This is a genomic window from Paraflavitalea soli, from assembly GCF_003555545.1.
GTDB lineage: Bacteria > Bacteroidota > Bacteroidia > Chitinophagales > Chitinophagaceae > Paraflavitalea > Paraflavitalea soli.
Map to the genome: position 1 here is coordinate 139,485 of NZ_CP032157.1, position 25,289 is coordinate 164,773.

The following is a 25,289-nucleotide window of genomic DNA, read 5'->3' on the forward strand; positions in this document are numbered from 1 at the left end:
GTTGCCCAGGTGTTGAAATTGGTAGACAAGCCACTTTGAGGTGGTGGTGCCTTAACCGGTGTGCAAGTTCGAATCTTGTCCTGGGCACAAAGGCCCCGACGTAAGTCGGGGCTTTTTTCGTTTGGAGGCGTTGAGCGCTTGCGCTCAAAAGGCGATAAGCGAAAAAAGCCCGCAACGCAAAGCGTTGCGGGGCCTTTGGGTAAGACTACTCTTTTAAGATCAACGCAGTTAATCTTGTCCTGGGCACAAAGGCCCCGACATACAATGCCCTGGATCTTTTTTATTTGGTAGTTTCCTAAGCTGATTGCGGGAGCGGAAGAGCTTTTGAGTATGTAAATGAAAATTATTGGGGCAACGGCAACACTATTATTTGGTAGTTAAACAGTGCTGAATAAATATCATTGCTAAATTCAATACCAAACGAGCATTTTTTTCAGTGGCGTATTCCTGTGGAGGATGAGCCATGCCGGTTTTTTGCCGCTCCGCCATTAAAATAGATTGAATGTCTTGAAATATCTCTTTTGTTAGAAGATCTGATGGAATGAGATTTTTTGCCCGAGCCGTTGCAACAAGTTCCTTTAAATCGCCTGAACCAGTTTTTCCATGGACTAATAGCTGAAGAACTGCTTGGACTGAAGCTACTGTGTAAGTAACACAGGTACTATATCCTTCTGATGTATTCTTCCTATATTCTGCAAAGGCATTTGACAATATATTATTAACCTCTTTCCATTTATTTTCAGAAAGAACCTTTAAGACAGGCTCATATATAGCTTTTAAGATTCGCTCATCTTGTCTTGGAAGAAATCCAGCTCTCGTTATAGACACATTTATTCCAAAGTCTAAGAATACTTCATTTAATGATTTGGCAAATTCATCGAAATAACTCCACTTTGCCTTATCGACCCTGGCTTGGTAGACCTTTTTTGTTTCATTGTGAGCTTTCGGAATTGCCTTTTGGGCCTCTTCGCATTCCTCTATTAAAAATTTGCAATAAAAGGAAAGTAACTCTAATACAACATGCTCATGATCAAAAGAAAAAATTGAATAAAAATCCTTACACGCATTCAGTAGACTCTTAAAGGAAAAATAATCTCTTGCATATGCATGTGCTTTGTATCGAATATTAAGTGCATCGACAGATTTCTGGACTGCATTTCGCCTAACATTAGAATTAGCATCATCAAAGAAATCATAATAATACCCCGGATCTTCTGGATTGTAGTATTCATCCTGATACATTTCCTTATCAAATAGATAAGGCTCCAAGTGTTTCCAAATTAGATTTTTTTCTTCTTTAGTAAGTTTATCCCAAGACCTGATGCCAAGATCAGGTTTGAGTATTTTTGAAGCTTCTTCATTTATCTCGCTCCATAATGGAAAGCTCATAGCAGGTTCTTTTATTGAAAATAGCTAAAAGGTACAAGAGTCCTCGAAAGAAAAGGCCACCCCGTATCTACCACATGAATTACAAGGATTTATAAAAAAGGTGTTCTTAACTTAACGACATGGGTGTTTTCACCCTCCTAAATCCAGTTTAAACACCGGACAGTACATGATTAATTACCAATACCTTAACTGCAAAAAAGGTATGGCAACTTTTATTACTGTATTACCCGGCGGTGGTCCAAACGATCCACACGAAGCTGTTCAAGGCTGTCACTTCCAAGAACCCTTGATGCGATTCAATTTCTTCAACTCACAGTTTCAGCAAACTTTTCCAAAATCGAGCACTGATCAAGACCTTGGGACAAAGCAAATCACGAACATTAAAACAGGTTCGAAGATTACTTGCCGCGTCTTCAGGCTTCAGCAGACCCATCCTATCATCCCGCAAATCACAGTACCTGGATGTCAACATGTTCAGGCACTCGGATTCACCAAAGAAGTTGAAAACCTGGTAGAAGATTTCAACTTTATAGCGAAAGAGAAGTTGAAATTGAAAAAACAGGCGAAAAAATTAAAAGACCTCAGGAAATAAATCTTAAACGTCTATGAACGCGATCAAAAAATGCACGATTCTGGCTACATTAACTGTATACGCTCTATTAATGACAGGTTGTATCGGCAATGGCAGGTTAACAAGACGGTATTACTCAGAAACAACTACAACAGTTGGCAAAGACACAATCTTAAAAGAAGTTAGCGTATTTGGCAACATCCAACCGGAACCTATAGTTATTCCGGGAAAATTCATTCCCAAAACAGCTTTTGATCTCTCCCCGGAAGGCCAAAAAGCCCTGATCCAGGCAATCGCGTCAAAGGAAACAACTTCAGATGCAATAATCAAGGTACTTCGTCAGCCCTTGTCAGAAACGACGCCACAGGAGCCAGCCAAATTCATCGACCTCACGAAGTTCACAAGGATTATCACTCTGACCAGCAAGAAATTGTCAGTGCTGGAAGCAGACCGGATTTCAACGCTGGACATCGGATTAAAAAGCAACACTCCACTGCTCAAATTTACTGGCTGCGATAAGATTGTTACAAATTACCTGACCGCTGACCTTGGAAAGTTAACCCTTACCCGCACACTCACAGGAGAACTGGGAGGGAGCTTTGGCCTCAATCAAACTAATACAACCTCCACTCAATTGGTAAATGGGTCAACGCTTAACAACACTTCCGGAGGAGGTACAACAATCACCAATGTCGATGGAAATACGACCAATAATAGCAACACCAATGTAAGTGGAGGTCAGACTACTGTAGCCGGCGGAAGTACGAATAGCTCTACCACCGACGTGGGAACAACAAGTAACAGTTCAACAACCGGATCTTCAAACACCAATACCAATGGGGCCACGGGCCAAACAGGGTTTACATCGGGTGTAAATGGTAAATTGACCGGATCCAGAAGCTTTTATGAGGAAGTCGGCCTCAGGCAACGGTATATTAATCTGTCTGCATACATGGCGCCGGATAGCTCGATGCATTTTTATCAGGAAAGCATCAGCGGCGTGGATATTTCCGGCAACATTATCGCAAGCATAAGCATGGCCTTTATAGGTAATGTAACAGAAAAGACGGCAATTAAATTTTCAAACTTGTTCACGGATGGCAAACCATCGGACCCTGACAAGATCAAGAGCTCACACTTGGTATTCTCATATCCTGCAATCGATGAAGATGTCCGTCTCAAAGTATCATTCAATACAACAGTTAGAAAAGTTAAAAAACGACATAGAACAATTTCCGAATCGGACGATGAGATGATTAGGCTAGTAGGCAATGTCGATAGTACAGGTTATATCACGCTATTATCAAAACAGGAGATCACTCCACTACTTTGGTACTTTTCTGCTTTTGATAAGCAAGGTAAGTATGTAGGAACACTTGAAATCGAGGGCCCGGAAAACAGCGCAGAACTATATGCAGGCCCTTTGTATTTTAGCTCCTATGAAAGTTCAGCGGAATTCATTCAATGGCTGAAAAGTTCTTATAAAAAAATCGAAGAATGCTGTTTCAAGATCGGACCGGAAGCCAGAAAGTACAAGCTCAAATCGTCCAGTGGGCCTCTTACAGCAGAATTTGTCTCCAATCTCCAATTTCGCATCTATGGTCGGTAAATACCAACAAAACAGCCCCTTTGATACCTAAGAGTACCTTCTGGGCTGCTATTTTTCTTAGCCTTTGCTGGTCTTAACGATCTGTTGCCGCGTGTTTTCACCGGCAACCTAAACTCGACAGAGTTGAGAATGCATGTTGCCTAGCCTTTGCCGGTCTTAGTTAGCTGTTGCCGCGTGTTTTTATCCTCCGTTGGTCTTCCCGGCCTTTGCTGGTCTTAATGAGCCGTTGCCGCGTATTTTCACTGGCAACCTGAACTTGACGGAACTGGGGACGCATCTTGCTGACACTTGGTGAGCTCATACTGGTAAGGGTAGAGTTGCATATCAAAAGACAATGCAACTGCTGAGTATTCATGTTACAGAGGGATGTTTGGCAAAGGGCTATCGAGGTAGAAACACTTACCAAGGTACAAAATACTTAACTGGGTTCTTTCATGGCCGAAGTGAATGGCCAGTTGCTTTATTCTACTAGGTATTTTTAATCAACTATCATCTTCTTCAGCGGCCAGAGCGCTCTATTTTAGAATTACAGGAACACTGATCCTATTGGTCGTATGGAAAGTAAAGATCATAGGTATTTCAGATATGTGATTTTGCCACATATTCGTAGTACTACGACATATTTTATAATCTACATTATTGAAATCATCACATATTAAGCTAAAAGGAATATCAAGAATTTCATTGGGACCCAATAGGATTTTGTGATGATAGCGCTCAACGCCACTAAAGGTTATTTTTTCCGGGAATTCTGAAACAATAGTATTGAAAATTGTGCCCTCCAAGCGAGCCATTGATAAAGGTTTGTAGCCAGTGTTTTCTAGTGTTAAGCCAACTCTCATTTCCAGTCCTTCAACTGTGAAAGCAGTGTTCGAAAATCGTTCAAATTTTGTGTGAAAGGATGAATTGTTTAGGTGAATTGTACCATAAACTTGGTACTCCGGCTGGATATTCTTCCGATCATAATTCATCAGATCCAAATCATATTTGGAGGCCTCCCTGATAGTAGAACCTTTACGAACAAAAATCCTATGAACTTCTTCCCTTAATTTATCACCTGGCCAGCTCTTGTGGTTACGAATGACGTGTGGTTTATCTAAGGAGGGTGGTATGTGGATTACATTCAATACATGTCCATCTACCTCAATCGGGAAATAGTCAATCATAAATGCCCTGTCTACATGCTTTACAATAATTCCTGGTAGGTCAGAGCTATCCCGCAGACCACTATCTGAAAACTGGACAGAATTGTATTGATTGGCTTTCGTATCAAAACCAATGACCAGGTATCCATCCGGTCCAACTGTATTAACGATAGCACAGGTATCCTTGAGAAAGGCAGCAATACCTTTTTCGTCTTTCAGGTTGTACCACTCCTTTTTGAACTCCAATTTGGCATGTTCCACTTCCTGTCCGGACATGGATAACTGAATATTACTGACAATTAGTCCTTTTACTTCATTCTGATTCATACCTGTATATGTAGATGATAGAATCTATGCGGCTGAAATATCTTCATCCTCAATCAACCCTGGTTCATAGAAATCAATAAAGCTGCGAACAGCAGAGACATATTTCCCAAAATCAAAATTATATAGATCATTACTGAGTTCCTGGTAATCCGTAGGATTGTCAGCCCTGACTTTTTTCAAATGAGCGAGCCGGTTTCTGAACCTCTGTAATTCCCGTATTAGCTTTCTTCCATATTCAGAATTTTGAATAACAATTTACCTTAAAATATTAACGTGGGGATACTTACTCTGAAGGGTAATTATACTTAACAGGAAATGAGGACGAACTATCCCTTCCTAAAAAAGACAAAAAAACAGGAAGTGGTTCAACATCCCCTCCTGATGAGGCTAATAGTTATCCGGTGATTATTAATGATCCTTTGCCAATGGAGACGACTAAAGGGAATTTATGGTGTGTCATGATCAAATGTGACTGCCAGCAATTTGAATTGGCTTTTACGGATATTTTGATTACTCAAGGATGAAGTTTGGAATACTAGTTTTCCCCGGCTCGAATTGTGGCCGCGATATGCAGGATATACTGCAAAATGATCTGGATTAGGAAGATATAATGAGGTGGCACAAGTATAATGATTCTCAGCATGCTCTCTACCGATGATAATATTGCCGGGCGGTTGCTCCTATGGAGATTTCTTACATTAAAACCTTACAGGTTTGCGTCCCCACGTGCGGAAATATGTCCAATTTAGAAACGATGAGGTATAGTACTTAGGTGTGGAGTACCTTCCAGATGTTGTGAGATGCACTCTGCAAAGGGGATATTATTATGGGTGTCAATAGTTTATCAGCGAGCAAGACCAAAATGGATTCCGAAATATTGCTGGTATGTGTAATGTGAACTGGAATGTTTTTGGCATGATGCCCCACCCCGAACGTGCTAGCTGCGATGGACTTGGTATCGTCGATGACTACATCATAATCAATTCATTATTAACTTAGTAAAAGGGCTAATGCTGTCTGCGCTTCAATTGGTTTGGCCAATTTTTAAATAATAATTAGCAGATTGCTTTAGTACAATCTTCTTTATTTTGTGTTCTATAATTAAAAGTTAAAAGTTAATGGGCAATAATAAGATGCATATGAAGAGGCTTCGGCGCCAGGGCGGATGAACAGTCCATTTTGGGGGAAGATCCGAACACCTGGAAAGTTTGGATTATGGTTAATCCACCAAATGCAGAAGACCCATTAGGCAGAAAGCCAATGAGTCTTCAAGAGGTTTTAACCCTTTTATTAACCATCCTTAAACTTGCTTTGCTCATCTCGTACATGATGCAAGGCTGTTAAGGATAGGAAAGCTTAAAGAGCCGGGCATTGTCCCAGCTTTGCTTTTCAAAAGTACTATATAAACAAAAAGATAGTAAAAAAAGATAGTTAAAAATAATTGTTATTCGTATTATATATTCATCAAAGATAGAATAAACTGTAAATGATTCATTATTAATAAACTATTCGGCTCCGCCCTTCAAAATGAAGTCAATAATGACCCTTTTTTCAATAGAAACTTTGTAATATAACATCTTCATATTACTTTGCTTTGAACCTTCATTTTAATAAGCCCGTCTAGGGTAACTCCATAAAGATCAGCTAGTAAAATCAACTTATCAAAGGGTGGGCAAGCTCTTCCCGCTTCATAATGTTGGTACTGGGATACTTTGACGCCTATAGCCTCTGCAACTCCGGTTTGTGTGTGCCCGAATTCTTCCCTCAGCTGGTTAAGTCGCTTTGCAATTGTTGCCTGTAGTCCATTGTTAGCTGCTTAATGGAATAATTCATGACTTGCTTTGACCTGGCTTTTCTCTACTTGGATGAGGCCATTGCGTTTCAATGTGGCGAGAATACGGCTTAGATCGGCCCGCCTTGCCATACTTTTTAATATGTAGGTTATCAAATAATTGAATGATGACCATGTCTTTAACTTAAAGACATGGGTGTTTTCACCTTTTCTCGTTTTGGCAGAAACACCTATAATGCAAGAGTGAAAATTATACTAGCCTTAATATTCCTCATATTTGGCATCCAGACACAGAAAGTTTATATCTGCAAGTCCGGTTCAGGCTATGCCTACCATAATAAACAATGCTGGGGCTTAGGTAATTATGCCCGGAAGTACGACACAGGAGGCCCAGAGATCCGGGCAAGAAGCCATGTGGCAATTATTTTAAATAGCCTTGGCGAATTTGAATCTCGAATCCAAGGCCCCCTTTTGTAATTAGAAATTCATATACAATAATGGAAAAAGTAATATTTCAGGAAATATTTGAATACCCAGTAAAAGAATTCACAACTCATCTTCAAAAGGAGGAAAATGAAAGAATACTATTTTCCGGTAAATATGGTATAGGCAAAACCTCCTTTCTAACTGATTTTTTCTCAAAAGACGACGTAGGAAAACAATACGATGTGTATCATCTTTTTCCTGTCAATTATTCAATTGCATCCAATGAAGATATAATTCAGTATATCAAGCATGATATTATTCTCCAATTATTGGAGAAAGGGAAAACTATTGATGAGCAATCAACAAGCTATTTACAAAACCTACCCAAGTTCATCCTAAAAAATCTTGATAAAGTTGCAGAAGCATTCATTTCAATGATTCCAAAAATAGGGAAAGATGTTGTGGATGCCTATAAGGCATGGCAGCCATTGGTTACAAAGTTTTTGGAGTTTCATGAAAAGAATAATATTAGCGACGGAGATAGATTAGTCGAGTACTTAGATAATCATCTATTAAGTAGAAGTGGCATATTTGAAAATGATATTATTACGAAGATTATTGTCAACATGGTGCGGTATGTTGGAGAGAAAAAAACCGTTTTAATTGTGGATGATCTTGACAGACTGGATCCGGAGCATGTTTTTCGAATTATGAATGTTTTTGCTGCTCATTTTGATAATAAAAATTATGTGCGGCTCTATAATGATGGTCAGACTGTTCTAACAAATAAATTTGGTTTCGATAAGATCATACTTGTTTGCGATTTTTTGAATATCGAAAGTTTATTTCATCACAGGTTTGGGCCGGAAGTTGATTTCAATGGCTATGCAGATAAATTTTATAGCCTTGATGTATTTCATTTTGATAACAAAACTGCAATTTTTTCCGTCGTTAAAAATGTTGTAAAACAGTTGATTTCAAACAATACTGCAGATGAAGGTGAGTTCCAGTATTATAACAGAAGAATCGGTAATCCAGGTTACTTGGAAGGGCTACTTGGCGTTCTTATTGTAGGTTCGGCTATCAGTCTTAGAAATATATTGAAACTTTTGACGGTAAAGATTCAGTGGGGTATATATATTAAACTCGACAATGGCATAAAGTTTAAAGTAGAGTCAATCCCAGTTGCAGTAGAATTAAAAATTATAAGAGATTGTATTGGGGATGCTAAAATGTTGTTAAACACTTTTTCAATTTGTAAGAGAAAGGAAATTCCAATAAGCTTCAAAGATGACTATTTGGGATTCTTACTTTGGCTTGCTGCACTTGATGATTACAAAGATGTACGTAGGGATAGAAAGGTAGTAACCTTTAAAGGGACACGTTTACAATTGGCACCTAATACGTCTGGTATAGATGATGTCAATAATATTTTGGTCCATAATATCATCGATGAGACAAATGGAAATGTGAAGGAAGGTGGTATATATCAATCCTCCTATGATGATTTTTGGGACGCACTACTTTTAGTGACAAAAAAATTTATTGAAATGGGATATTTAAAGTGAAAGCTGTGTTTCCATTAATGTCTATTTTCGCCATACCTATAATTATTAAATTGAATCCCAAAGCATACAAAATTTTGTGCCTACGTCCACTCTTTTAAAGATCAGCGCAGCTAATCTTGTCATTATTTACTATGTAAATTCAACATTTCGTGTTGAATCTGTCGAGTTTAGGTACATTTTATCAAAATGCATAAATGAGCTTTAATGCTATTGTATAACCATAAATATACATCAAGGCGCAGTTAAAGTTCCCGAAGCGGTGGTACTATTTTTATATTTGCTATCGTTGATACGCATCGGTATTAATCTTGCCAAAGAGTCCTTAATGTATAAGATCTTTTGCCATCACCATTGCACTTACCGGGCAAACATGGCTGAACTCCGAAGACGATTTCACTGCATCGGGTACCTGATCACGTTGCAGGATAGTAAATCCTTTACGGGTGAAGTAACCGGATGCTGTTTCTGTCAATAAATATATAGTCTGTATGCCGGTGCTTTCAGCTCGTTTTTCAAGCTCTTGGACAAGGTTTGCAGCAATATGTTGATTCCTGTAGCCGGGATGGACCGCCATTGATCTCAGCAGGCCCAAAGTGCCATATCTTTCCATACCAATGACACCGACTATTTTGCCTGCATCTTTCGCTACAAAGAAATCCGTCAGGATCAATGGCAGGTCAGCTACCGGCAGCTGCTGCGACTGTAGTAATTTAATTATGTCATTTCGCATTTCAGGAATGACCGTACAAATATTCATAAACTGTTCCTCAAAAAAGGTTACTCCTAAATTTACAAAGAAAGCACTATTTACTGCTCCATTCCATTTGCGCTTTTTTCAAGTCAGCAACAAAGCGCGGATTCTTATACCAGGACTTTAGCAAATGCCAACCAATAACCCGGGAAGCTTCATTATCACTTGGATAATGAATACCCAGCAATTCCCTTGACCACCGAACCTCCGCCGCTACTTTAATGAAATCCTGTCTCTTTTGCGGGAATAATTCCGCGAATATGTAAGCCTCTGTATAGGACCATAAAGAATGACCACTGGGGAACGAAGGAGAACTGATCCTCGTTAATGGTTGTAACCGGGGTTCGACATGATAGGGGCGGGGACGTTTGAAAACCTGCTTTAAACGGAATTCAGTCACGCGAATATCCTGAATACAATTCAATAAAAGGGTGGTGGTAGCCGGGTACTGGCTATAGTCATATTGTTTACCGGTAGCGGTGGACAGAATATAATACAATTGCTCCCTGTTTGCCTGATAATCCGGGTCAGTAGGATTCAGGATATTGGGCCAGGAGCCAATATTGGCAATATAATTTGCCCGGTCAATCTCCTGTTGGGTACGGCTATTTTGTAGTTTCAACAGATAGTCCAGTTCAGCCCTTGTCTGATCTGAACTGCTGGCAGGGAATTGGATCAGGCCAGGCAGTTGGGCTTCATCTGCTGGTAAGAGATATACAGTCCTCCACAGGGCATTGCCCAGTGCTCCTTTGCTGTATTCTGCCCAGGGATAACGGATCGTGTCCAACTCTTTCCTGCCTTCGTTTGGCTTGCTGCTTAAAACGGCTATTGACTGATAGGCTGCGCCCGGTGGCTCCAATACAGGTAGCTTTTGCGCCATTGTTACCGGAGAATACAATAATAGAAATGATGTTAATGTACAGGCAATTGTTCTCGCCATTAGAATAAGTGTCATAATAATTATTTTACCCTATTGACGGAGAAACAGGAAAAAGGACACAAGAAAGTAAGCCTGTTTTTTATACCTGACTATTTATTTGCAGCAGGAGCCCCGGCTATTCTTCACACAGTCTACTACATTGCCGTACCTGTCAAATTCGTAGGTACAGCAGTCCTGGATAATTGCTTTCAGCTTCTCTTTTGCTCTTTGCACCCGTACTTTTGCATTGCTTAAGGAGATCCCGGCCATTTGAGCATAATCTTTTAGTTTCATCCCTTCCAGCTCTGTCTTAATGAGGGCAATCCGGTATATATCAGGCAGCGATTCAATCATGGGCTTTAAACAGCAATCAGCCAGTTGGAGTGATTGCTCTGTGGAATCAACAATGTCAGTAGTGTCTAAATTTTCCGATAGATCCTTTTCCGCCAGGGATTTTGATTTCCTGAAATAATCTGTTACGGTATTGTTGGTAAGCCTCACCAGGTAGGCGGCCGTATTGGTTGCACTTTCAACTTTGGGCAGGTGAAGCATTATCTTTAAATACACTTCCTGCATAATATCATGGCAATGGTCCTGATGCCCTACTTTTTTGCAGATGATGTTGTGCAACTGGGCGCCAAACTTCTGTTGTAGGGTAATTACTGCGCTTTCCATATATTAAACTCCTTTACGTAAACTTTCTGCATAGGCATTGGGCAGAGGGCTATCCTCCACTGCTTTGGCTGCTTTCTCCACATCATAGGTGAAACGTATGAATTCAACCTGGATACAATCTTTCACTGCCGTGGAACTATTTTCATCAATATGCAGTAATACATATCCTCCCCGCTGATCTCCATCCTTTGGTTTACCTACAGAGCCAATGTTAATGGCGTGACGATAATGGGGCGTATCTGCTGTTCCGGCATTCAATGTCCTATGGTAAGGTTTGTGTGTATGGCCAAAGCACATAATGTCAGCATCGGCATCCTGCATAATGCGAAGCATACTTTTCTCATCACGGTCCTCAAACAGGTATTCGTTTATTTTCCGGGGACTACCATGTACCAGCAATACATTCAACCGGTCATTATTTAGCTGGAATTCCAACCGTATATGCGCCGGTAATGCTCGCAGGTATTTGCGTTCTTCCGGATGAACAATTTCATTGGTGAAAGAAATGGAAATAGCGCCATTTGCCTTTTCCTGATCAGTTTTGTAAGCACAACCGCAATCATCGATGGCCCGGCCTATTCCAAAATCATAATTGCCTGCAATGGTGGGAATACCACGCTTCCGGATCTCATTGATCACTTCGTTGGGCCAGATATTGTACCCTACAAGATCTCCCAGGCAATAAATAGCATCAGGTTTATGACTATCAACATCTGCAAAAAAGGCTTCCAGTGCAGGCAGGTTCGCGTGTATATCGGAAAACAATGCAATTTTCATAACAATTGATTATCGGGTCTGTTTATATTTAATGTGCTAAGTGGTTAACGTTTCTGTGTCACCATACCATCGTTTGCGCAGCCAAAATGCCATATTTACCAGTGCAATCAATGCGGGAACCTCTACCAGTGGTCCGATCACTCCGGCAAAAGCCTGGCCGCTATTGATACCAAAAACACCAATGGCGACTGCAATGGCCAACTCAAAATTGTTACCCGCAGCAGTGAAAGCAATGGATGCATTTTTAGCGTAATCAGCACCCAGGGATTTTCCAATCAGGAAGCTGACCAGGAACATGATCACAAAATAGACAGCCAGCGGTATAGCGATCCTGATCACATCCATAGGGATCTGCACGATCAGTTCCCCCTTTAGGCTAAACATGATCACAATGGTAAATAACAGTGCCATGAGCGTTATGGGAGAAATAAAAGGAATGAATTTTTCCTGGAACCATTCAGCGCCTTTTAGCTTTATCAGGGCGTAGCGGCTGATGATACCGGCAGCGAATGGTATGCCCAGGTATATGGCTACACTTTTCGCAATTTGACCGATCGTTACATGCACTTCCAGTCCTTTGATCCCAAACAAAGGAGGTAATACTGTGATGAACACATACGCATACACACTATACAATAACACCTGAAAGATACTATTGAGCGCCACCAGTCCCGCTGCATACTCCCGGTTCCCTTCCGCCAGTTCATTCCAAACGATTACCATAGCTATACAACGTGCCAGGCCGATCAGGATCAGTCCGATCATGTATTCAGGGTATCCATGCAGGAACAGGATCGCCAGCAGGAACATCAGGATGGGGCCGATGATCCAGTTAAGTAATAAAGATGCTCCCAGTATCTTCGTATTCCTGAATACCTCGCCCATCTTTTCATAGCGCACTTTTGCAAGTGGGGGATACATCATGAGAATAAGCCCGATGGCGAGCGGAATATTAGTAGTACCTGTTGAAAAAGAATTTATAAGCGTTGCAGAAGCAGGAACAAAATAACCAAGTGCTACGCCAACTGCCATGGCCAGGAAGATCCACAAGGTTAAATAACGATCCAGGAAACTGAGTTTTTTTCTTTGTATGACCGGATTACAATTGCTTGCACTCATGGGTTATTTTTTGCATGGTAGCTGTGGTGGTTTGACTAATTACAACAACCGGGGGCACAGCAGGCTTTTTCTTCGGTTGGCTTTTCTGCATATACGGTAATGCTGTAGATGCCGGTGTTTCCATTTCTGAATTGTGTGATCTCTTCTTTGGAAAGGTAATCCGACAGAATATCATCAGGAATATGAATAGCCTTTTCTTTCTGCAGGGTAATGTTGGTGAATCCGTTGCTTTCGATCAATTCCAGGTATACCTGCTTTTGAATAGCGCCAGAAACACATCCGGCGTACATTTCTGCTGCCTCCTGAATAGCAGGCGGCAAACTTCCTTCCAGCACAATGTCTGAAATGCTGAAATGCGCACCGGGTTTTAAAACACGTTTGATATCTTTAATCACCCCCTCTTTATTGGGCACGAGGTTCAATACACAATTGCTGACGATTACATCGGCTGTGTTGGCTGATACCGGCATATTCTCAATATCACCTTGTCTGAACTCTACATTATGGAATCCCAGTTTCTCTGTATTTTGCCTTGCCCTGTCGATCATGGCAGGCGTAAAGTCAATGCCAATTACTTTTCCGGTTTCTCCTGTTTCTGCCCTGGCAACAAAAGCATCATTGCCAGCGCCTGATCCCAGGTCAATGACCACATCCCCCTTTTTGATTTTGGCAAACTGTGTAGGCAGACCGCAGCCCAGGCCCAGATCCGCTTCGGGATTATAGCCTTCCACCTGAGCATAATCATCTGTCATGACATTGGCTGTCTCAATAGAACAGCAACCGGAACCACAGCAGGAAGCGGCATTTTCCGTTTTATCCTGTAAGGCTATTTCAGCATATTTCTGCTTTACCATTTCTTTTATTTGATCAGTACTTTGCATGGCTTTGTATTTATTGTATTATTGCAATATTGCGATTGATAGGTGCAAAAAAAATGCTTAACAGCATTCATCTTTGTTAACATAGGATACAAAAAAAGCATCAAAGGCTGTACGGTATTGATTCCAGACTTTCGGATCAATACAGTAGCAAACACTGGTGCCCTCAATAGTCCCTTTGATCAAACCGGCATTCTTCAACTCTTTTAAATGTTGGCTGATGGTGGCCTGTGCCAAGCCAAGTTCTTCAACAAGGTCTCCGCATACACAAGCTTGTGCTTTCACCAGCTGTTGAATGATGGCGATGCGGGCGGGATGCCCCAGCGCCTTCATCATCGAGGCCAGCTTATTTTGCCTGTCATTAAAGATTTCTGATTTTGTAAGTCCCATATCTATCGCAATATTACGATATTAATCCTAACCGAAAAATCTTTTTTAATTTTTCTTACACGGATTATCGCAAGGGATTGATTTTGAGCAAGCAGTTACTTTTGATGTAGTATCGCAGCCGGATGCAGGGATCTTTTTTTCGCAAGGCTGTGTACAAGCTGGTTTGCATGTAGCTGCCTTCTGTGGGTTATTTTTAGTTGTTGGTTTCTTTGCCGGAGCCTTGGTAACCGGACCAGTAGTATCACCTGATGAAGTAAACATACACAGGATTACTGCAGGCAATGATCAGGTCCGGACAGATCGAGTTAATTTGTAATTGCAGGATATCCTTATTTTTCCGACGCTGTTGATGTATCATGGGATTGAGGAAGAAAGATCATTAAGGTTTGTTCACAATCTTTCTGGTTACAAATTCCCTGAAAAAGAAATCCCTGTAAATATTCCCGATGGGGATCTCGTTGGCGCCTATGTAGACGGTATTGTTATCCACGGAGCCGATATGCTTAACGTTGATGATATAGGATTTGCTTACTCTTACAAACATGTCCTTGGGTAACTGATCGTAGATGTTTTTGATATTCATGGCGGTCATTACTTTCTGGTTTTCGCTGTGCATAACAACATAATCTTTTAAACCCTGGATAAAAAGTATGTTGTTGAAATAGACCTTAAAAATTCTCCGGTCTGCTTTTACAAAGAAAAAATCGTCTGCTACCTGTTCGATGTTGTTGTTGGCGTAATCGGCCTTGAATAATTTGGAGTAGGTGTTGGCTTTTTCAACGGCTTTTTGAAAGCGCTCTGATCTGATGGGTTTTATCAGGTAGTCGATGGCATCTACTTCATAGCTGTCGGTAGCAAATTGGGCATAGGCGGTTGTAAAGATGACAAATGTTTCTTTGGGAATGGTCCGGGCAAATTCGATGCCGTTAAAACCGGGCATTTGTATGTCCAGGAATATCAGGTCAACTGTATTGCCGGCCATAAAATCTGTGACGGTTTCGGGGCTGCTGAATGAGCCGATGAGGTCCAGGTCATTGATTTGGGCAATCAACATCTCAATGGCCTCTCTTGCCAATGGTTCGTCATCTATAATAATACAGTTCATACTTGTATACTTTTTAGGTCGGTTATTGCCAGGCGGTCAAAGCTTAATGGTCAGGGTTACGGAATATCTTTCCGGGCCATCTTCGATAATTAAAGTGTGTGTTGCCGGGAACAACAATTCCAGTCTTCGTTTAACATTTGACAGGCCTAAACCGCCTGTAGTATTAACGGGTTTCAGCATGGGTTTGGAGTTGATGCATGTAAAGATCAATTCATCGTTGGAAACATCGAAGTAGAGGTTTACATAGGATGGTTTCTTTGCATCATTGTTGTGCTTCACTGCATTTTCGACAAAGGAAATGAGCAGTAAAGGGGGGATCAGTACGCCGCTCAAATTGCCCTCTTTTGAGATCAGGAAATCAAAACGATCGCGCCTTACTTTTTCCAAATTTAGAAAATCTTCCAGGAAATGAATATCGGAGGTCAACAGTACCTGTTCTCTTGCACTGTCATAAAGCTGGTAGCGCAACAGATCGCTCAACTTCATTAATAGCTGGGAGGCTTTTTCGGGGTCTTTCTTTGTGAGCACATTGGCATTGTTGAGCATATTAAACAAGAAATGGGGGTTGATCTGGTTTTTCAATTGTTCCAATTCTGCATTGGTCTTAGACTGTTCCAGTTCGTAGATCAATTGCTTGTCCATCATTCCTTTTTGGAACAGTTTTATGGAGGATGAGGCGGCTAACAGGAGTACCGTAAGGAAGGAGAAAAGTGGAATATTCAGCACTTTTCCTTTATCAAAGGGATTGAAAAAATAACCGCAAACAGCTACTATCACCATGATGCTGATGACAGATAAGAAGTATTCAATGTTCTTATTCCTGAACAACAGTTTTGGCACCAGCAGGTACATATTTACATAGAACAGTAGTATGAAATATACAAATATCACGATGGGGTTGGCAATTACGGAAGCGCTGTTGTACAATACAATGCCTATAAAAGCAATGAGCAGCAGGTGCCGGATTATTCTGCGTTGAGGGGAAACCAGGAAACGGAAGAGCACGTTTTCGGTAATCAACTGTTGCTGTGTAAGATCATTCATTTATACAATAGTATAGAACAAAATTAACATTTAAAGCTTTTGTCTGACCTGTTTTTTATAGGAAAGCGCCTGCTTTTTATAGGAAAAACAAGCCCTGTTTTTTTGTATTGGCCGGTCTTGCTTTGCTATAAAAGATACCGTGTTTGGTATAAAATAAGAATGGCGGTTGGTCAAAGGAATAGTTTTGTGTCCAAATAGCAATTGTTTAAACCGATTTTAACATGATGAGATACAAGATCGTTGGTATGGTGCTGTTTACAGGCATTTCCTGCGTGGCCTATGCGCAGGATAAATTCACCTTGAGTGGAACCATCACGATAAAAACAAACACGGAAACGATCATCGGCGCCAGCATTTTCATACCTGAGGTAAAGGTGTCGACCGTTACGAATGCATATGGCTTTTATTCTATTACCCTGCCCAAAGGAGCGTATACGATTGTGGTGAGCTATGTAGGATTTGAAAGTATTGAGGATTCTATCCCGCTGACAGGCAACATCAGGAAGAATTTTTCGATGGTTGAAAAAGGTAAGACTTTGGATGAGGTAGTGGTCAAATACAATAAGGCTGCCAACAATATCCGCAAACCGGAAATGAGTGTGAATAAGCTGTCTATTGCGACGATCAAAAAGATGCCGGCGGTGATGGGGGAGGTGGATGTGTTGAAAGCTATTCTTCAACTGCCGGGTGTTTCGACGGGGCAGGAAGGGGCCACGGGCTTTAATGTGCGGGGTGGTTCGGTAGACGGTAACCTGGTATTGCTGGATGAGGCTGTAGTGTACAATACTTCGCACCTGTTTGGTTTTTTCTCTGTGTTCAATTCGGATGTGATCAAAGACCTGAAATTGTATAAAGGGGGGATACCTGCCAATTTTGGTGGCCGGACTTCTTCTGTTTTGGATATTTATCAAAAGGAAGGGAATAATAAGGAGTATCATGCAACGGGTGGAATAGGGGCGGTATCGAGCCGGTTATTGGTGGAGGGCCCTATTGTAAAAGATAAAAGTTCGTTTGTGGTGGCGGGGCGTAGTTCTTATGCTCATTTGTTTATGAAACTGGCCGGCAATGACAATTCTATTTCTTTTTATGATCTGAATGCCAAACTGAATTATAAGATCAATGAGAATAACAGGATCTACCTATCAGGGTATTTTGGTAAGGATAATATGGAGTTCAGCAATTTTTTCACGAACAATTATGGGAACTCGTTCATTAATCTTCGCTGGAACCATCATTTTTCGGACAAGTTATTTTCGAATGGGTCGATCATTTACAGTAAGTATGATTATGGTCTGAAGATAAAATATGTGGGTATTGATTGGGCATCGGACATCCATAATTATAACCTGAAGTATGATCTTAGTCATCATATTTCGAGTCAACTGGTTTTGAATTATGGGATCAATTCGATCTACTATCAATTCAATCCGGGCACGATAAAACCTATGGATGCCAAATCGCCTATCAATCCGGACCAGATCGAGCGGAAGTATGCCTGGGAAAATGCGGTGTATGTCAGTGCGGAGCAAAAACTAACCAAGCGGGTATCCTTGAATTATGGACTACGGTATAGTCATTTCCAACGGTTGGGGGAACAACATGTAAATAATTATGCCAATAACCAGGCGGTGGTTTTCAATCGCGATCTACAGATCTATGAGGAAGGCAAGCCTATCAGTACCACGCATTATGGTAAAAACAAAAAGATCGTTGATTTTGGGAATTTGGAACCCCGTTTGGCGGTTTCTTATGCGATCAATGATGACCAATCGATCAAAGCGAGTTATAACCGGATGAGCCAGTATATTCATTTAATATCGAATACTGCTTCTGTTTCTCCTTTGGATATATGGGCGCCGAGTGATCAATTTTTGAAGCCTGAAATCCTTGACCAGGTTGCGCTGGGTTATTTCAGGAACTTCCGTAATGGGAAGTATTCTTTGGAAACGGAGGCCTTTTATAAGAAAATCAGCAACAAAGCGGATTATATAGATGGGGCGGAATTGATTGCACACAAAGCGATAGAACAGGTATTGCTCAACGGGGAGGGGCGGGCTTATGGACTGGAGGTGATGCTGAGGAAAAATACGGGAAAGTTAACGGGCTGGCTTTCTTACACGCTTTCCAGAGCAGAGCAGCGTACGCCGGGAAGGGATGCCAGTGAACCAGGTATTAATAATGGTCAATGGTACCGGGCCAATTACGATAAAACGCATCATCTTTCGCTTACCGGCGCTTATCAGTTGACAAAGAAATGGAGTTTTGGCGGCATTTTCACCTATCAAACGGGAAAAGCTGCCACGTATCCCATTGGTAAATATGCGTACCAGGACATTACGATTGCGAATTACGGAGAGCGGAATGTTAATTCGCTGCCGGCCTATCACCATTTGGATCTGTCGGCTACTTACACGCCCAAACCTGACAGCAAAAAAAGGTGGAAAGGTGAATGGGTGTTCAGTATTTACAATGTATACAACAGGGGCAATGCGGCCTCGATCATGTATGAGCAGAACCGGGAAACGGGGTTGAGTGAAGCCAAGCGGATATCGATCTTCGGTATTGTACCCAGTGTGACCTATAATTTCAGATTTTAATTTTCATAAGCAAATGAAAAATATACTTACAGGCCTGGTGGTTGTGTGTTGTTTTTTCGTTGTGTCGTGCACAAAAGTGGTCAAGATGGACCTGGACACAGCAGTGCCGAGATTGGTGATTGACGCATCGATCGATTGGGTAAAGGGTACGACGGGTCATGAGCAGACAATCAAGCTTTCGACCACCACGGGCTATTACAGTGAGACGTTTCCCACGGTTTCGGGGGCGGATATTGTTGTGACCAATGCGGCGAATACTGTATACCGTTTTACAGAAAATGGCAGTACCGGGGAATATCTCTGCGCTGATTTTCAGCCGGTGACCGGGGAAACTTATTCGTTGAAAGTAGTTTTGAACGGGGAGGTGTATACTGCCACGGAAACCTGTATAGGGGTGCCCCGGATTGAAAATAATATTGTTCAGAATAACGAAGGTGGAATTGGCGGAGATCAAATAGAAATTACTTACTACTACCAGGACAATGGCACTGAGGAAAATCACTATCTGCATCGCGTTGTATGGCCTGTATCGAAGTTCCCGGAATATAAAGCCAAAGATGACGAGAAGAGTCAGGGGAACCTGATGCAGGAATATTTTTCTGATGAAGACCTGAAGGCCGGTGACCTGGTCAATATCCGGTTGTATGGAATTTCGAAGCGGTATTATGATTATTTCAGGAAGTTGCTGGCGGCCTCCGGCGCTAATAACGGACCGTTTCAAACAGCTCCTGGTTCGGTGCGGGGAAATATCATTAACCAGACGCATTTCGACAACTTTGCTTATGGCTATTTCAGGTTATCGGAAGCGGATGTAAGGGATTATAGGATACAGTAATCAATTGGGTTCACGGATAGCTGCTAAACGTTATACAATATGTCCACTTACATTTTTTTCAATGTTGCGGCCTACGGTCATATTAACCCGACACTTCCCATCGTTGCTGAGTTGAGCCGGCGTGGCCATAAGGTTTATTATTTTACGGGCGAGCCTTTTGTTGATGCCGTACAGGAGGCTGGTGGCATTCCCGTCATCATACCTGGAACTTTGCACAGTCAATCTACCAAGCCGCCGGGGGATAAAGAGATTGTGCTTTTGCCTTTTTTAATGGCGCTTGAATTGTCTCAGATCTTGCCGGAAATAGTAGACCGGTTGAAAAAAATTGAACCTGACTGTATTATTTTCAATATGCTGTTGCTGGCGCCCAGGCTTGCAGCAAGGATATTGGGATTACGCACGATCGGTTTCCGGCCATTTCATAGTGCCAGGCATCCCCAACGGAGCATTGAAATTTTAACTGACCCGAATATCAAATTGCTTGCGCATACTGCGCAACAAGCGCTTGGGGAGGTACTGAGCTGTTATCAGCTTCCTGATATGACCCTGCGGGAAGTGTATTCGGAAGTGCCCGGGCTAACGCTGGTATTTGTGCCCAAGCGTTTCCAGGTTGATGCGGGGCAATTTGACGAGCGTTTTGTATTTGTAGGGCCGTCTTTCATAGAGCCGCCTTCGATCCCCTGGCCGGTAGTCTCCAGCAGTGGATCGCCCACCATCAAGGTATATATATCGCTGGGGACCTTACGCAATAATGATCCTGGTTTTTACCAGCTGTGTTTGTCTGCTTTTTCGGGACCTGACTGGAGTGTAGTCATGTCGGTTGGTTACCAGATCGACTTAGCCAGACTGGGGCCTATGCCTGCCAACTTTGTTGTCAAGCGTTCTGTGCCGCAAACGGCGCTACTGCCTCATGTGGATGTATTTGTAACGCATGGCGGTTTGAACAGCACGATGGAAGCGTTGTATTATGGCGTGCCTTTGGTTGTGCTGCCAACGATCAAGGAACAGGAAACCACGGCAAAACGTGTACTGGACCTGCAACTGGGAATTGTACCAGACCGTACGCCTCTTACGGCCGGGGCACTCCGGGGGGCTGTCAGGAAGGTATACCAGGACGAATCGATCAGGCGTTCTGTACATGCTATAAAACATGCCATCCGCGATGCTGGGGGTTATTTACGCGCTACGGACGCCATTATTGCTTTCCGGTAACAAGCTCTTTGCTGCGCCAGCAGGACCTGCCATGATCCCATTCCTGTTATTTCTTATTTTGCAGAAAGGTAAATGGATTATAAGATACCCCCACGCTACAATAAAATGCGGGATCAGGTTTTGTTTTGTATACCGGGTGGGCAAATGAATCTTCCTTTCTGAATATTCTACCTGAAGGGGTGATCTTTATACCTGTTTTTGCAGTTATTATAAAACCTCCCAGTGCATGTTCATACACTACACCGGCGTTAATATCCATTTGCCTGTATTCATACTTCTGAGGGGTGCCATCAAAGTTGTACAAATAGAATGAGGTGCCTTCCATTTCCATACCTAAGGACACTCTTCCTGTGCCATTAAAAAGGCGTTTTCTAAGATAACCGTTTTTGGGCAGGGTGAAGTCTGCCATCAGGCCATTGCCGAATTTATGTTCATAGGAAAAAACAGGGGTGACGGGAACCTGGCTACTGGGATCGATATTGAGAAGCAGTCCTGCCGTTATTTTAGTTCTTTCATTGGCCTTCAATACGAGGGCTCCTGATATTAATCCTTTCACTCTTTCTACATATTTGTCGCTTCCATCCACTATCAGTCTAGCATAATAGACGGCCTTTTTGTTGAACAAGGTTGAAAAACGGGTGAAGTTGGCAGAAGCGGAGAAGTAGTGGGCTCTGCCATCCATATCCCGGATGCTTCCGGAAGCAGGATCGGTGAGGGCTATCACTCCGTTGGTATATTTATAACCGAGGGAGGTACCTAACATCCATGTTTTTCTTTTTATAAAAACGAGGGTGGCACTGGTCTTGGCCTGTGTAAAGCTGTTAACCTTGCTTCCGGGCAGTTTGACGCTTCCACGATTGGCGGTAAAGTTGTATGGACCTGCGTGTGCAAACTCAAAGTTGAGGGGACGGATGTTTGAAAATTTATCTGCGGCGTATGCCACTATTTGTTTTGGAACATTGGTACTATCCCCGTTTTGGGAAAATCCCCTGACCGAGAGCAGCAGGACTCCCAGCATGTAAGCTGCTTGTTTTATTGTTTCCATGTTACAGGATTAGAACGTTTTTTTCTTTTTGACAACCGGGTGATGATGTTAGCGATGATCAGGTACATGGCAGGCACTACGAACAGGGTGAGGATCATGGAGCTGGTCAATCCACCGATGATGACCCATGCCATACCGTTCTTTATTTCGGCTGCCGCCCCACTTGCCATAGCGATGGGCAACATGCCGAAGATCATGGCCAGGGTGGTCATTAATATGGGCCGCAGCCTTTCCCTGCCTGCTTCTATCAATGCATCGGTGACGGAAGCGCCTTTTTCTTTGAGGTGGTTGGTGAAATCGACGATGAGTATGGCATTTTTTGCCACCAGGCCCAGGAGCATGATCATGCCTATGATGGTAAAGATGTTCAGGGTTTCCATGGTCAGTGCAAGGGCCAGGAAAGCGCCGACCAAGGCAACGGGGATGGAGAATAATACGACGAAAGGATATACTGCATTTTCATACAAGGCTACCATGATGAGGTATACCAGGAGGATGGCGGTGATCAAGGCCAATCCAAGGCTTCCAAAGGCTTCTTTCTGGTTTTTGGAATCACCCAGGTAATTAATGCTGATGCCGTTGGGTATCTTAACGGATTGGGCCTTTGCTTTTATTTCATCACTGACTGTTCCTGTGGGCCTTCCGGCTACGTTGGCCTGAATGGTAATGGCGCCCAGGCGGTCAATACGCTGCAAGGTGGTTTCTCCCAGGGTTTCGGTTACATCGGCAAACTGGCTTAACAAAATTGTGTGCCCCTGGGTGTTGACAAAGGGCAGGTTGCGCACGTGCCTGATATCGGACCGGTTGAACCTGTCGAGGCTCACCATTATATTGTATTCGTTGGCACCTTGCCTGAAGAGGGATTTATCTATGCCACTGAAAGCATTTTGTAGTGCGGCGCCCACGGTAGCGGCATTGAGCCCCAGGAGGCTCATTTTTTCCCTGTTCAGTTTAATATCGATCTCTGCTTTGGGGTCTTTAACGGACAATTTTACGAACTGTGTACCCGGGGTTTCCTGTACTATTTTTTGATAGGCTTCTGCTATGCGGCGAACCTCTTTGAGGTCAACGCCTTTCACGGCAATCTGTATCGGGGCATTGCTGACGTTTCCGGTTATGGAGGTTGTTAATACTGAAAACTTCGCTCCGGCAATCAGGCTGCTCAGTTTTTGTTGAATGAAGGTGCCATAATCTTCGGCGGACATGGTGCGTTTTTCCTTGTCAACCAGTGTGAGGGTAAGTTCTGCCAGGTTGTTGTTGCTGCTGGTTCCGGATACGCTACCGGTTACAAAACCTATACTGGAAAAAACTTTTTCGACCTCGGGTTGCTTCAACAGGAATTCTTCGGCCTGCTGAACGAGCGTATTGGTCCTGTAGATGGTGGCGGTGGGTTCCAGCTCCATGTTGAGGACGAGGTTGCTTTGATCGGCTTTGGGTATGAAAGCGGCCCCGATAAATCCCATGGGCACGAGGGCGATCGATCCGACAATCAGTAAAATGGTACCGGACAGCAGGTATCTTTTTTTATGCAGGAGCTGCTGAAGTATTTTTGCGTACGCTTCGCGGAGTGTATCAATGAACCGCTCAAAGGCGAGATTGATCTTTCCCCATAGTGTGTTTTCTTTTAAATGTTCCAGCTTTCCGAAACGGCTGGCGAGTAAAGGCGTAATGGTAAAAGAAACAAAAAGGCTCATGAGGGTAGACGCTACGACGACCAGGGAGAACTCTCTGAGGATGGCCCCAATCATACCTCCCGCGAGCGCCAGTGGGAGAAACACCACCACATCCACCAGTGTAATAGCCAGGGCTGTAAAGCCGATCTCGTTACGTCCTTCCAGGGCTGCTTTTCTTTTATCAGCGCCCATTTCCATGTGGCGGTAGATGTTCTCCAATACCACGATGGAATCATCCACGAGAATGCCTACTACCAATGACATGGCCATCAGGGTCATGAGGTTGAGTGAAAATCCCAGCAGGTACATGGCCATGAAGGTGGGAATAATAGAGGAGGGGAGGGCTATCAATATGAACAGGGAGCTTCTAAGGCTGTGCAGAAATGCGAGCATGACGATGCCAACGATCAGCACGGCTAACATCAGATCGAACATTACTGCATTGGCGGCGTGCAGGGTATATACGCTCTGATCAACAGAAATATTGAATTGGAGTTGCTGGCCAATATATTGGTTTTGGATATCATCAAATGCCTGCTTTATCTTTTTGCTGACCTCGACTGCATTGGCATCGCTCTGTTTGATGATCTGTACTCCGATGGAGGGAATACCATCAATATGGTTGATGGCGGTTGTTTTTGCTGTGGCATCGACCACTTCTGCGATGTCTTTGAGGCAGATAGCTCCCTGGCCGGGTTGTTGGAGAATGATCAATTCCCGTAACTGGTCCAATGACCTCAGGTTGGCATCGTAGCGAATAGAGAGCTGCTGGTTTTGGGTCTCTATGCTGCCTGCAGGAAAAGAAAGGTTGGCATTGCTGACTGCCTCGGTAATCCGGGAAATAGAAAGACCATAGTTCAATAGTTTATCCTGGTTGATATTTATTTGTATCTCGCGTTCATCTCCGCCGATCATATTGACCTGTCCTACGCCGGCAACATTCTGTAAGATGGGCCTTAGCTGGTTGTTGACGAGGTCATAGAGGTCGCGGGGCGCCATGCTGGCTGTTACCCCTGCTTTGATAACGGGTGTTTCTTCGAGGTTTACTTTGCTCACTTTTGGCTTTCCGGCATCGGTGGGCAGGTCATTCCGGATCTGGTCGGCCTTGCGTTGTACATCCCGTTCGGCCTGGTCTATGTTGGTGCCGCTTTTAAATGTGATGGTTATAATGGAAAGGCTTTGCTGTGAAGTGGAATTGATCTGATCGAGGCCTTCTACGGCAGAAAAGGCATCTTCCAGTTTTTTAGTGACAGTGGTCTGTACCTCTGCTGCTGCTGCACCCGGATACAGGGTGCTTATGGACACTGTAGGCAGGTCAATTTTGGGAAGGAGGTTATAGTTGAGGCTGCGGTAGGATTGGAGTCCAAACAGTATGAGCACTGTAAATATCACGATCAGTAACAGGGGTCTTTTTATGGCTATTCCGGTTATTGACATTGCTG

General features: G+C 42.9%; 21 protein-coding genes and 1 tRNA gene. 7 read left to right on the forward strand and 15 right to left on the reverse strand.

From position 1 onward, the window contains the following. Positions 1 to 3 precede the first annotated feature (3 nt). Positions 4 to 87 (forward strand) — tRNA-Leu (locus tag D3H65_RS00510). Positions 88 to 366: 279 nt separating this feature from the next. Here the strand turns inward: D3H65_RS00510 and D3H65_RS00515 are convergent. Continuing rightward, entirely contained in the window at positions 367 to 1,389 is a 1,023-nt protein-coding gene (locus D3H65_RS00515; protein ID WP_119048387.1) for a hypothetical protein, read from the reverse strand. Between the two features lie 202 nt (positions 1,390 to 1,591). Between D3H65_RS00515 and D3H65_RS00520 the strand changes: the two genes are divergently transcribed. Both D3H65_RS00520 and D3H65_RS00525 read left to right on the forward strand, forming a co-directional pair. Next, positions 1,592 to 1,981: a hypothetical protein gene (locus D3H65_RS00520; protein ID WP_162915313.1), complete on the forward strand. Its 390-nt coding sequence runs from the start codon at positions 1,592 to 1,594 to the stop codon at positions 1,979 to 1,981. Positions 1,982 to 1,994: 13 nt separating this feature from the next. Next, the gene (locus tag D3H65_RS00525; RefSeq protein ID WP_162915314.1) at positions 1,995 to 3,569 is read left to right on the forward strand and encodes a hypothetical protein; all 1,575 of its coding nucleotides are present in this window, start codon (positions 1,995 to 1,997) and stop codon (positions 3,567 to 3,569) included. Between the two features lie 515 nt (positions 3,570 to 4,084). Here the strand turns inward: D3H65_RS00525 and D3H65_RS00530 are convergent. The 3 genes from D3H65_RS00530 to D3H65_RS33505 form a co-directional block, all read right to left on the reverse strand. After that, positions 4,085 to 5,041, reverse strand: a complete 957-nt coding sequence (locus D3H65_RS00530; RefSeq protein ID WP_119048390.1) for an AlbA family DNA-binding domain-containing protein — start codon at positions 5,039 to 5,041, stop codon at positions 4,085 to 4,087. Positions 5,042 to 5,065: 24 nt separating this feature from the next. Then, on the reverse strand, positions 5,066 to 5,221 hold the full coding sequence (locus tag D3H65_RS32720; RefSeq protein WP_162915315.1) for a hypothetical protein: 156 nt from the start codon (positions 5,219 to 5,221) through the stop codon (positions 5,066 to 5,068). A 1,399-nt stretch (positions 5,222 to 6,620) separates the two neighbouring features. Beyond that, positions 6,621 to 6,830: a helix-turn-helix domain-containing protein gene (locus tag D3H65_RS33505; RefSeq protein WP_119054334.1), complete on the reverse strand. Its 210-nt coding sequence runs from the start codon at positions 6,828 to 6,830 to the stop codon at positions 6,621 to 6,623. A gap of 500 nt (positions 6,831 to 7,330) precedes the next feature. On the opposite strand from D3H65_RS33505, the gene D3H65_RS00545 reads away from it, so the two are divergent. Then, positions 7,331 to 8,827 carry an NB-ARC domain-containing protein gene (locus tag D3H65_RS00545; protein ID WP_119048392.1) on the forward strand — a complete coding sequence of 499 codons (1,497 nt, stop codon included), beginning with the start codon at positions 7,331 to 7,333 and terminating at the stop codon, positions 8,825 to 8,827. 322 nt (positions 8,828 to 9,149) lie between these two features. On the opposite strand, the gene arsN2 is transcribed toward D3H65_RS00545, so the two are convergent. The 9 genes from arsN2 to D3H65_RS00590 all read right to left on the reverse strand — a co-directional run bounded on the left by arsN2 (position 9,150) and on the right by D3H65_RS00590 (position 16,485). After that, positions 9,150 to 9,584: an arsenic resistance N-acetyltransferase ArsN2 gene (arsN2, locus tag D3H65_RS00550; RefSeq protein WP_119048393.1), complete on the reverse strand. Its 435-nt coding sequence runs from the start codon at positions 9,582 to 9,584 to the stop codon at positions 9,150 to 9,152. A gap of 46 nt (positions 9,585 to 9,630) precedes the next feature. Further along, complete coding sequence (locus D3H65_RS00555; RefSeq protein ID WP_119048394.1) at positions 9,631 to 10,533, reverse strand: phosphatase PAP2 family protein; 903 nt, start codon at positions 10,531 to 10,533, stop codon at positions 9,631 to 9,633. A 78-nt stretch (positions 10,534 to 10,611) separates the two neighbouring features. Further along, positions 10,612 to 11,172, reverse strand: coding sequence for a sigma-70 family RNA polymerase sigma factor (locus D3H65_RS00560; protein WP_119048395.1), 561 nt, complete (start codon positions 11,170 to 11,172; stop codon positions 10,612 to 10,614). 3 nt (positions 11,173 to 11,175) lie between these two features. Beyond that, a complete protein-coding gene (locus D3H65_RS00565; protein WP_119048396.1) occupies positions 11,176 to 11,949 on the reverse strand; it encodes a metallophosphoesterase family protein in 774 nt (257 codons plus the stop codon). Positions 11,950 to 11,985: 36 nt separating this feature from the next. Continuing rightward, positions 11,986 to 13,068, reverse strand: a complete 1,083-nt coding sequence (gene arsB, locus D3H65_RS00570) for an ACR3 family arsenite efflux transporter (RefSeq protein ID WP_119048397.1) — start codon at positions 13,066 to 13,068, stop codon at positions 11,986 to 11,988. A 35-nt stretch (positions 13,069 to 13,103) separates the two neighbouring features. Next, the gene (locus D3H65_RS00575; protein WP_119048398.1) at positions 13,104 to 13,949 is read right to left on the reverse strand and encodes an arsenite methyltransferase; all 846 of its coding nucleotides are present in this window, start codon (positions 13,947 to 13,949) and stop codon (positions 13,104 to 13,106) included. Positions 13,950 to 14,006: 57 nt separating this feature from the next. After that, positions 14,007 to 14,336 carry an ArsR/SmtB family transcription factor gene (locus D3H65_RS00580; protein WP_119048399.1) on the reverse strand — a complete coding sequence of 110 codons (330 nt, stop codon included), beginning with the start codon at positions 14,334 to 14,336 and terminating at the stop codon, positions 14,007 to 14,009. A gap of 379 nt (positions 14,337 to 14,715) precedes the next feature. Next, a complete protein-coding gene (locus D3H65_RS00585) occupies positions 14,716 to 15,441 on the reverse strand; it encodes a LytR/AlgR family response regulator transcription factor (RefSeq protein WP_119048400.1) in 726 nt (241 codons plus the stop codon). Between the two features lie 36 nt (positions 15,442 to 15,477). Next, positions 15,478 to 16,485, reverse strand: a complete 1,008-nt coding sequence (locus tag D3H65_RS00590; protein ID WP_211345590.1) for a sensor histidine kinase — start codon at positions 16,483 to 16,485, stop codon at positions 15,478 to 15,480. 221 nt (positions 16,486 to 16,706) lie between these two features. Between D3H65_RS00590 and D3H65_RS00595 the strand changes: the two genes are divergently transcribed. The 3 genes from D3H65_RS00595 to D3H65_RS00605 all read left to right on the forward strand — a co-directional run bounded on the left by D3H65_RS00595 (position 16,707) and on the right by D3H65_RS00605 (position 21,129). Next, on the forward strand, positions 16,707 to 19,082 hold the full coding sequence (locus D3H65_RS00595; protein WP_245999651.1) for a TonB-dependent receptor: 2,376 nt from the start codon (positions 16,707 to 16,709) through the stop codon (positions 19,080 to 19,082). An 85-nt stretch (positions 19,083 to 19,167) separates the two neighbouring features. Beyond that, complete coding sequence (locus tag D3H65_RS00600; RefSeq protein ID WP_245999652.1) at positions 19,168 to 19,917, forward strand: DUF4249 family protein; 750 nt, start codon at positions 19,168 to 19,170, stop codon at positions 19,915 to 19,917. A gap of 39 nt (positions 19,918 to 19,956) precedes the next feature. Continuing rightward, positions 19,957 to 21,129, forward strand: a complete 1,173-nt coding sequence (locus tag D3H65_RS00605) for a macrolide family glycosyltransferase (RefSeq protein WP_119048402.1) — start codon at positions 19,957 to 19,959, stop codon at positions 21,127 to 21,129. A 46-nt stretch (positions 21,130 to 21,175) separates the two neighbouring features. Here the strand turns inward: D3H65_RS00605 and D3H65_RS00610 are convergent, their stop codons facing one another. Further along, positions 21,176 to 22,174, reverse strand: a complete 999-nt coding sequence (locus D3H65_RS00610; RefSeq protein ID WP_119048403.1) for a hypothetical protein — start codon at positions 22,172 to 22,174, stop codon at positions 21,176 to 21,178. After that, complete coding sequence (locus D3H65_RS00615) at positions 22,162 to 25,284, reverse strand: efflux RND transporter permease subunit (RefSeq protein WP_119048404.1); 3,123 nt, start codon at positions 25,282 to 25,284, stop codon at positions 22,162 to 22,164. The genes D3H65_RS00610 and D3H65_RS00615 overlap by 13 nt, the downstream gene beginning before the upstream one ends. Positions 25,285 to 25,289 lie beyond the last annotated feature (5 nt).

Bases quoted from the DNA above. Each gene is read 5' to 3' on its own strand.
- D3H65_RS00610 (WP_119048403.1), bottom strand. From the start codon at position 22,174: ATGGAAACAATAAAACAAGCAGCTTACATGCTGGGAGTCCTGCTGCTC.
- D3H65_RS00605 (WP_119048402.1), top strand. From the start codon at position 19,957: ATGTCCACTTACATTTTTTTCAATGTTGCGGCCTACGGTCATATTAAC.
- D3H65_RS00555 (WP_119048394.1), bottom strand. From the start codon at position 10,533: ATGACACTTATTCTAATGGCGAGAACAATTGCCTGTACATTAACATCA.
- D3H65_RS00560 (WP_119048395.1), bottom strand. From the start codon at position 11,172: ATGGAAAGCGCAGTAATTACCCTACAACAGAAGTTTGGCGCCCAGTTG.
- D3H65_RS00585 (WP_119048400.1), bottom strand. From the start codon at position 15,441: ATGAACTGTATTATTATAGATGACGAACCATTGGCAAGAGAGGCCATT.
- D3H65_RS00575 (WP_119048398.1), bottom strand. From the start codon at position 13,949: ATGCAAAGTACTGATCAAATAAAAGAAATGGTAAAGCAGAAATATGCT.
- arsB (WP_119048397.1), bottom strand. From the start codon at position 13,068: ATGAGTGCAAGCAATTGTAATCCGGTCATACAAAGAAAAAAACTCAGT.
- D3H65_RS00565 (WP_119048396.1), bottom strand. From the start codon at position 11,949: ATGAAAATTGCATTGTTTTCCGATATACACGCGAACCTGCCTGCACTG.
- D3H65_RS00590 (WP_211345590.1), bottom strand. From the start codon at position 16,485: ATGAATGATCTTACACAGCAACAGTTGATTACCGAAAACGTGCTCTTC.
- D3H65_RS00515 (WP_119048387.1), bottom strand. From the start codon at position 1,389: ATGAGCTTTCCATTATGGAGCGAGATAAATGAAGAAGCTTCAAAAATA.
- D3H65_RS00615 (WP_119048404.1), bottom strand. From the start codon at position 25,284: ATGTCAATAACCGGAATAGCCATAAAAAGACCCCTGTTACTGATCGTG.
- D3H65_RS00595 (WP_245999651.1), top strand. From the start codon at position 16,707: ATGATGAGATACAAGATCGTTGGTATGGTGCTGTTTACAGGCATTTCC.
- D3H65_RS00545 (WP_119048392.1), top strand. From the start codon at position 7,331: ATGGAAAAAGTAATATTTCAGGAAATATTTGAATACCCAGTAAAAGAA.
- D3H65_RS00580 (WP_119048399.1), bottom strand. From the start codon at position 14,336: ATGGGACTTACAAAATCAGAAATCTTTAATGACAGGCAAAATAAGCTG.
- D3H65_RS00520 (WP_162915313.1), top strand. From the start codon at position 1,592: ATGGCAACTTTTATTACTGTATTACCCGGCGGTGGTCCAAACGATCCA.
- D3H65_RS00530 (WP_119048390.1), bottom strand. From the start codon at position 5,041: ATGAATCAGAATGAAGTAAAAGGACTAATTGTCAGTAATATTCAGTTA.
- D3H65_RS00525 (WP_162915314.1), top strand. From the start codon at position 1,995: ATGAACGCGATCAAAAAATGCACGATTCTGGCTACATTAACTGTATAC.
- arsN2 (WP_119048393.1), bottom strand. From the start codon at position 9,584: ATGAATATTTGTACGGTCATTCCTGAAATGCGAAATGACATAATTAAA.
- D3H65_RS00600 (WP_245999652.1), top strand. From the start codon at position 19,168: ATGGACCTGGACACAGCAGTGCCGAGATTGGTGATTGACGCATCGATC.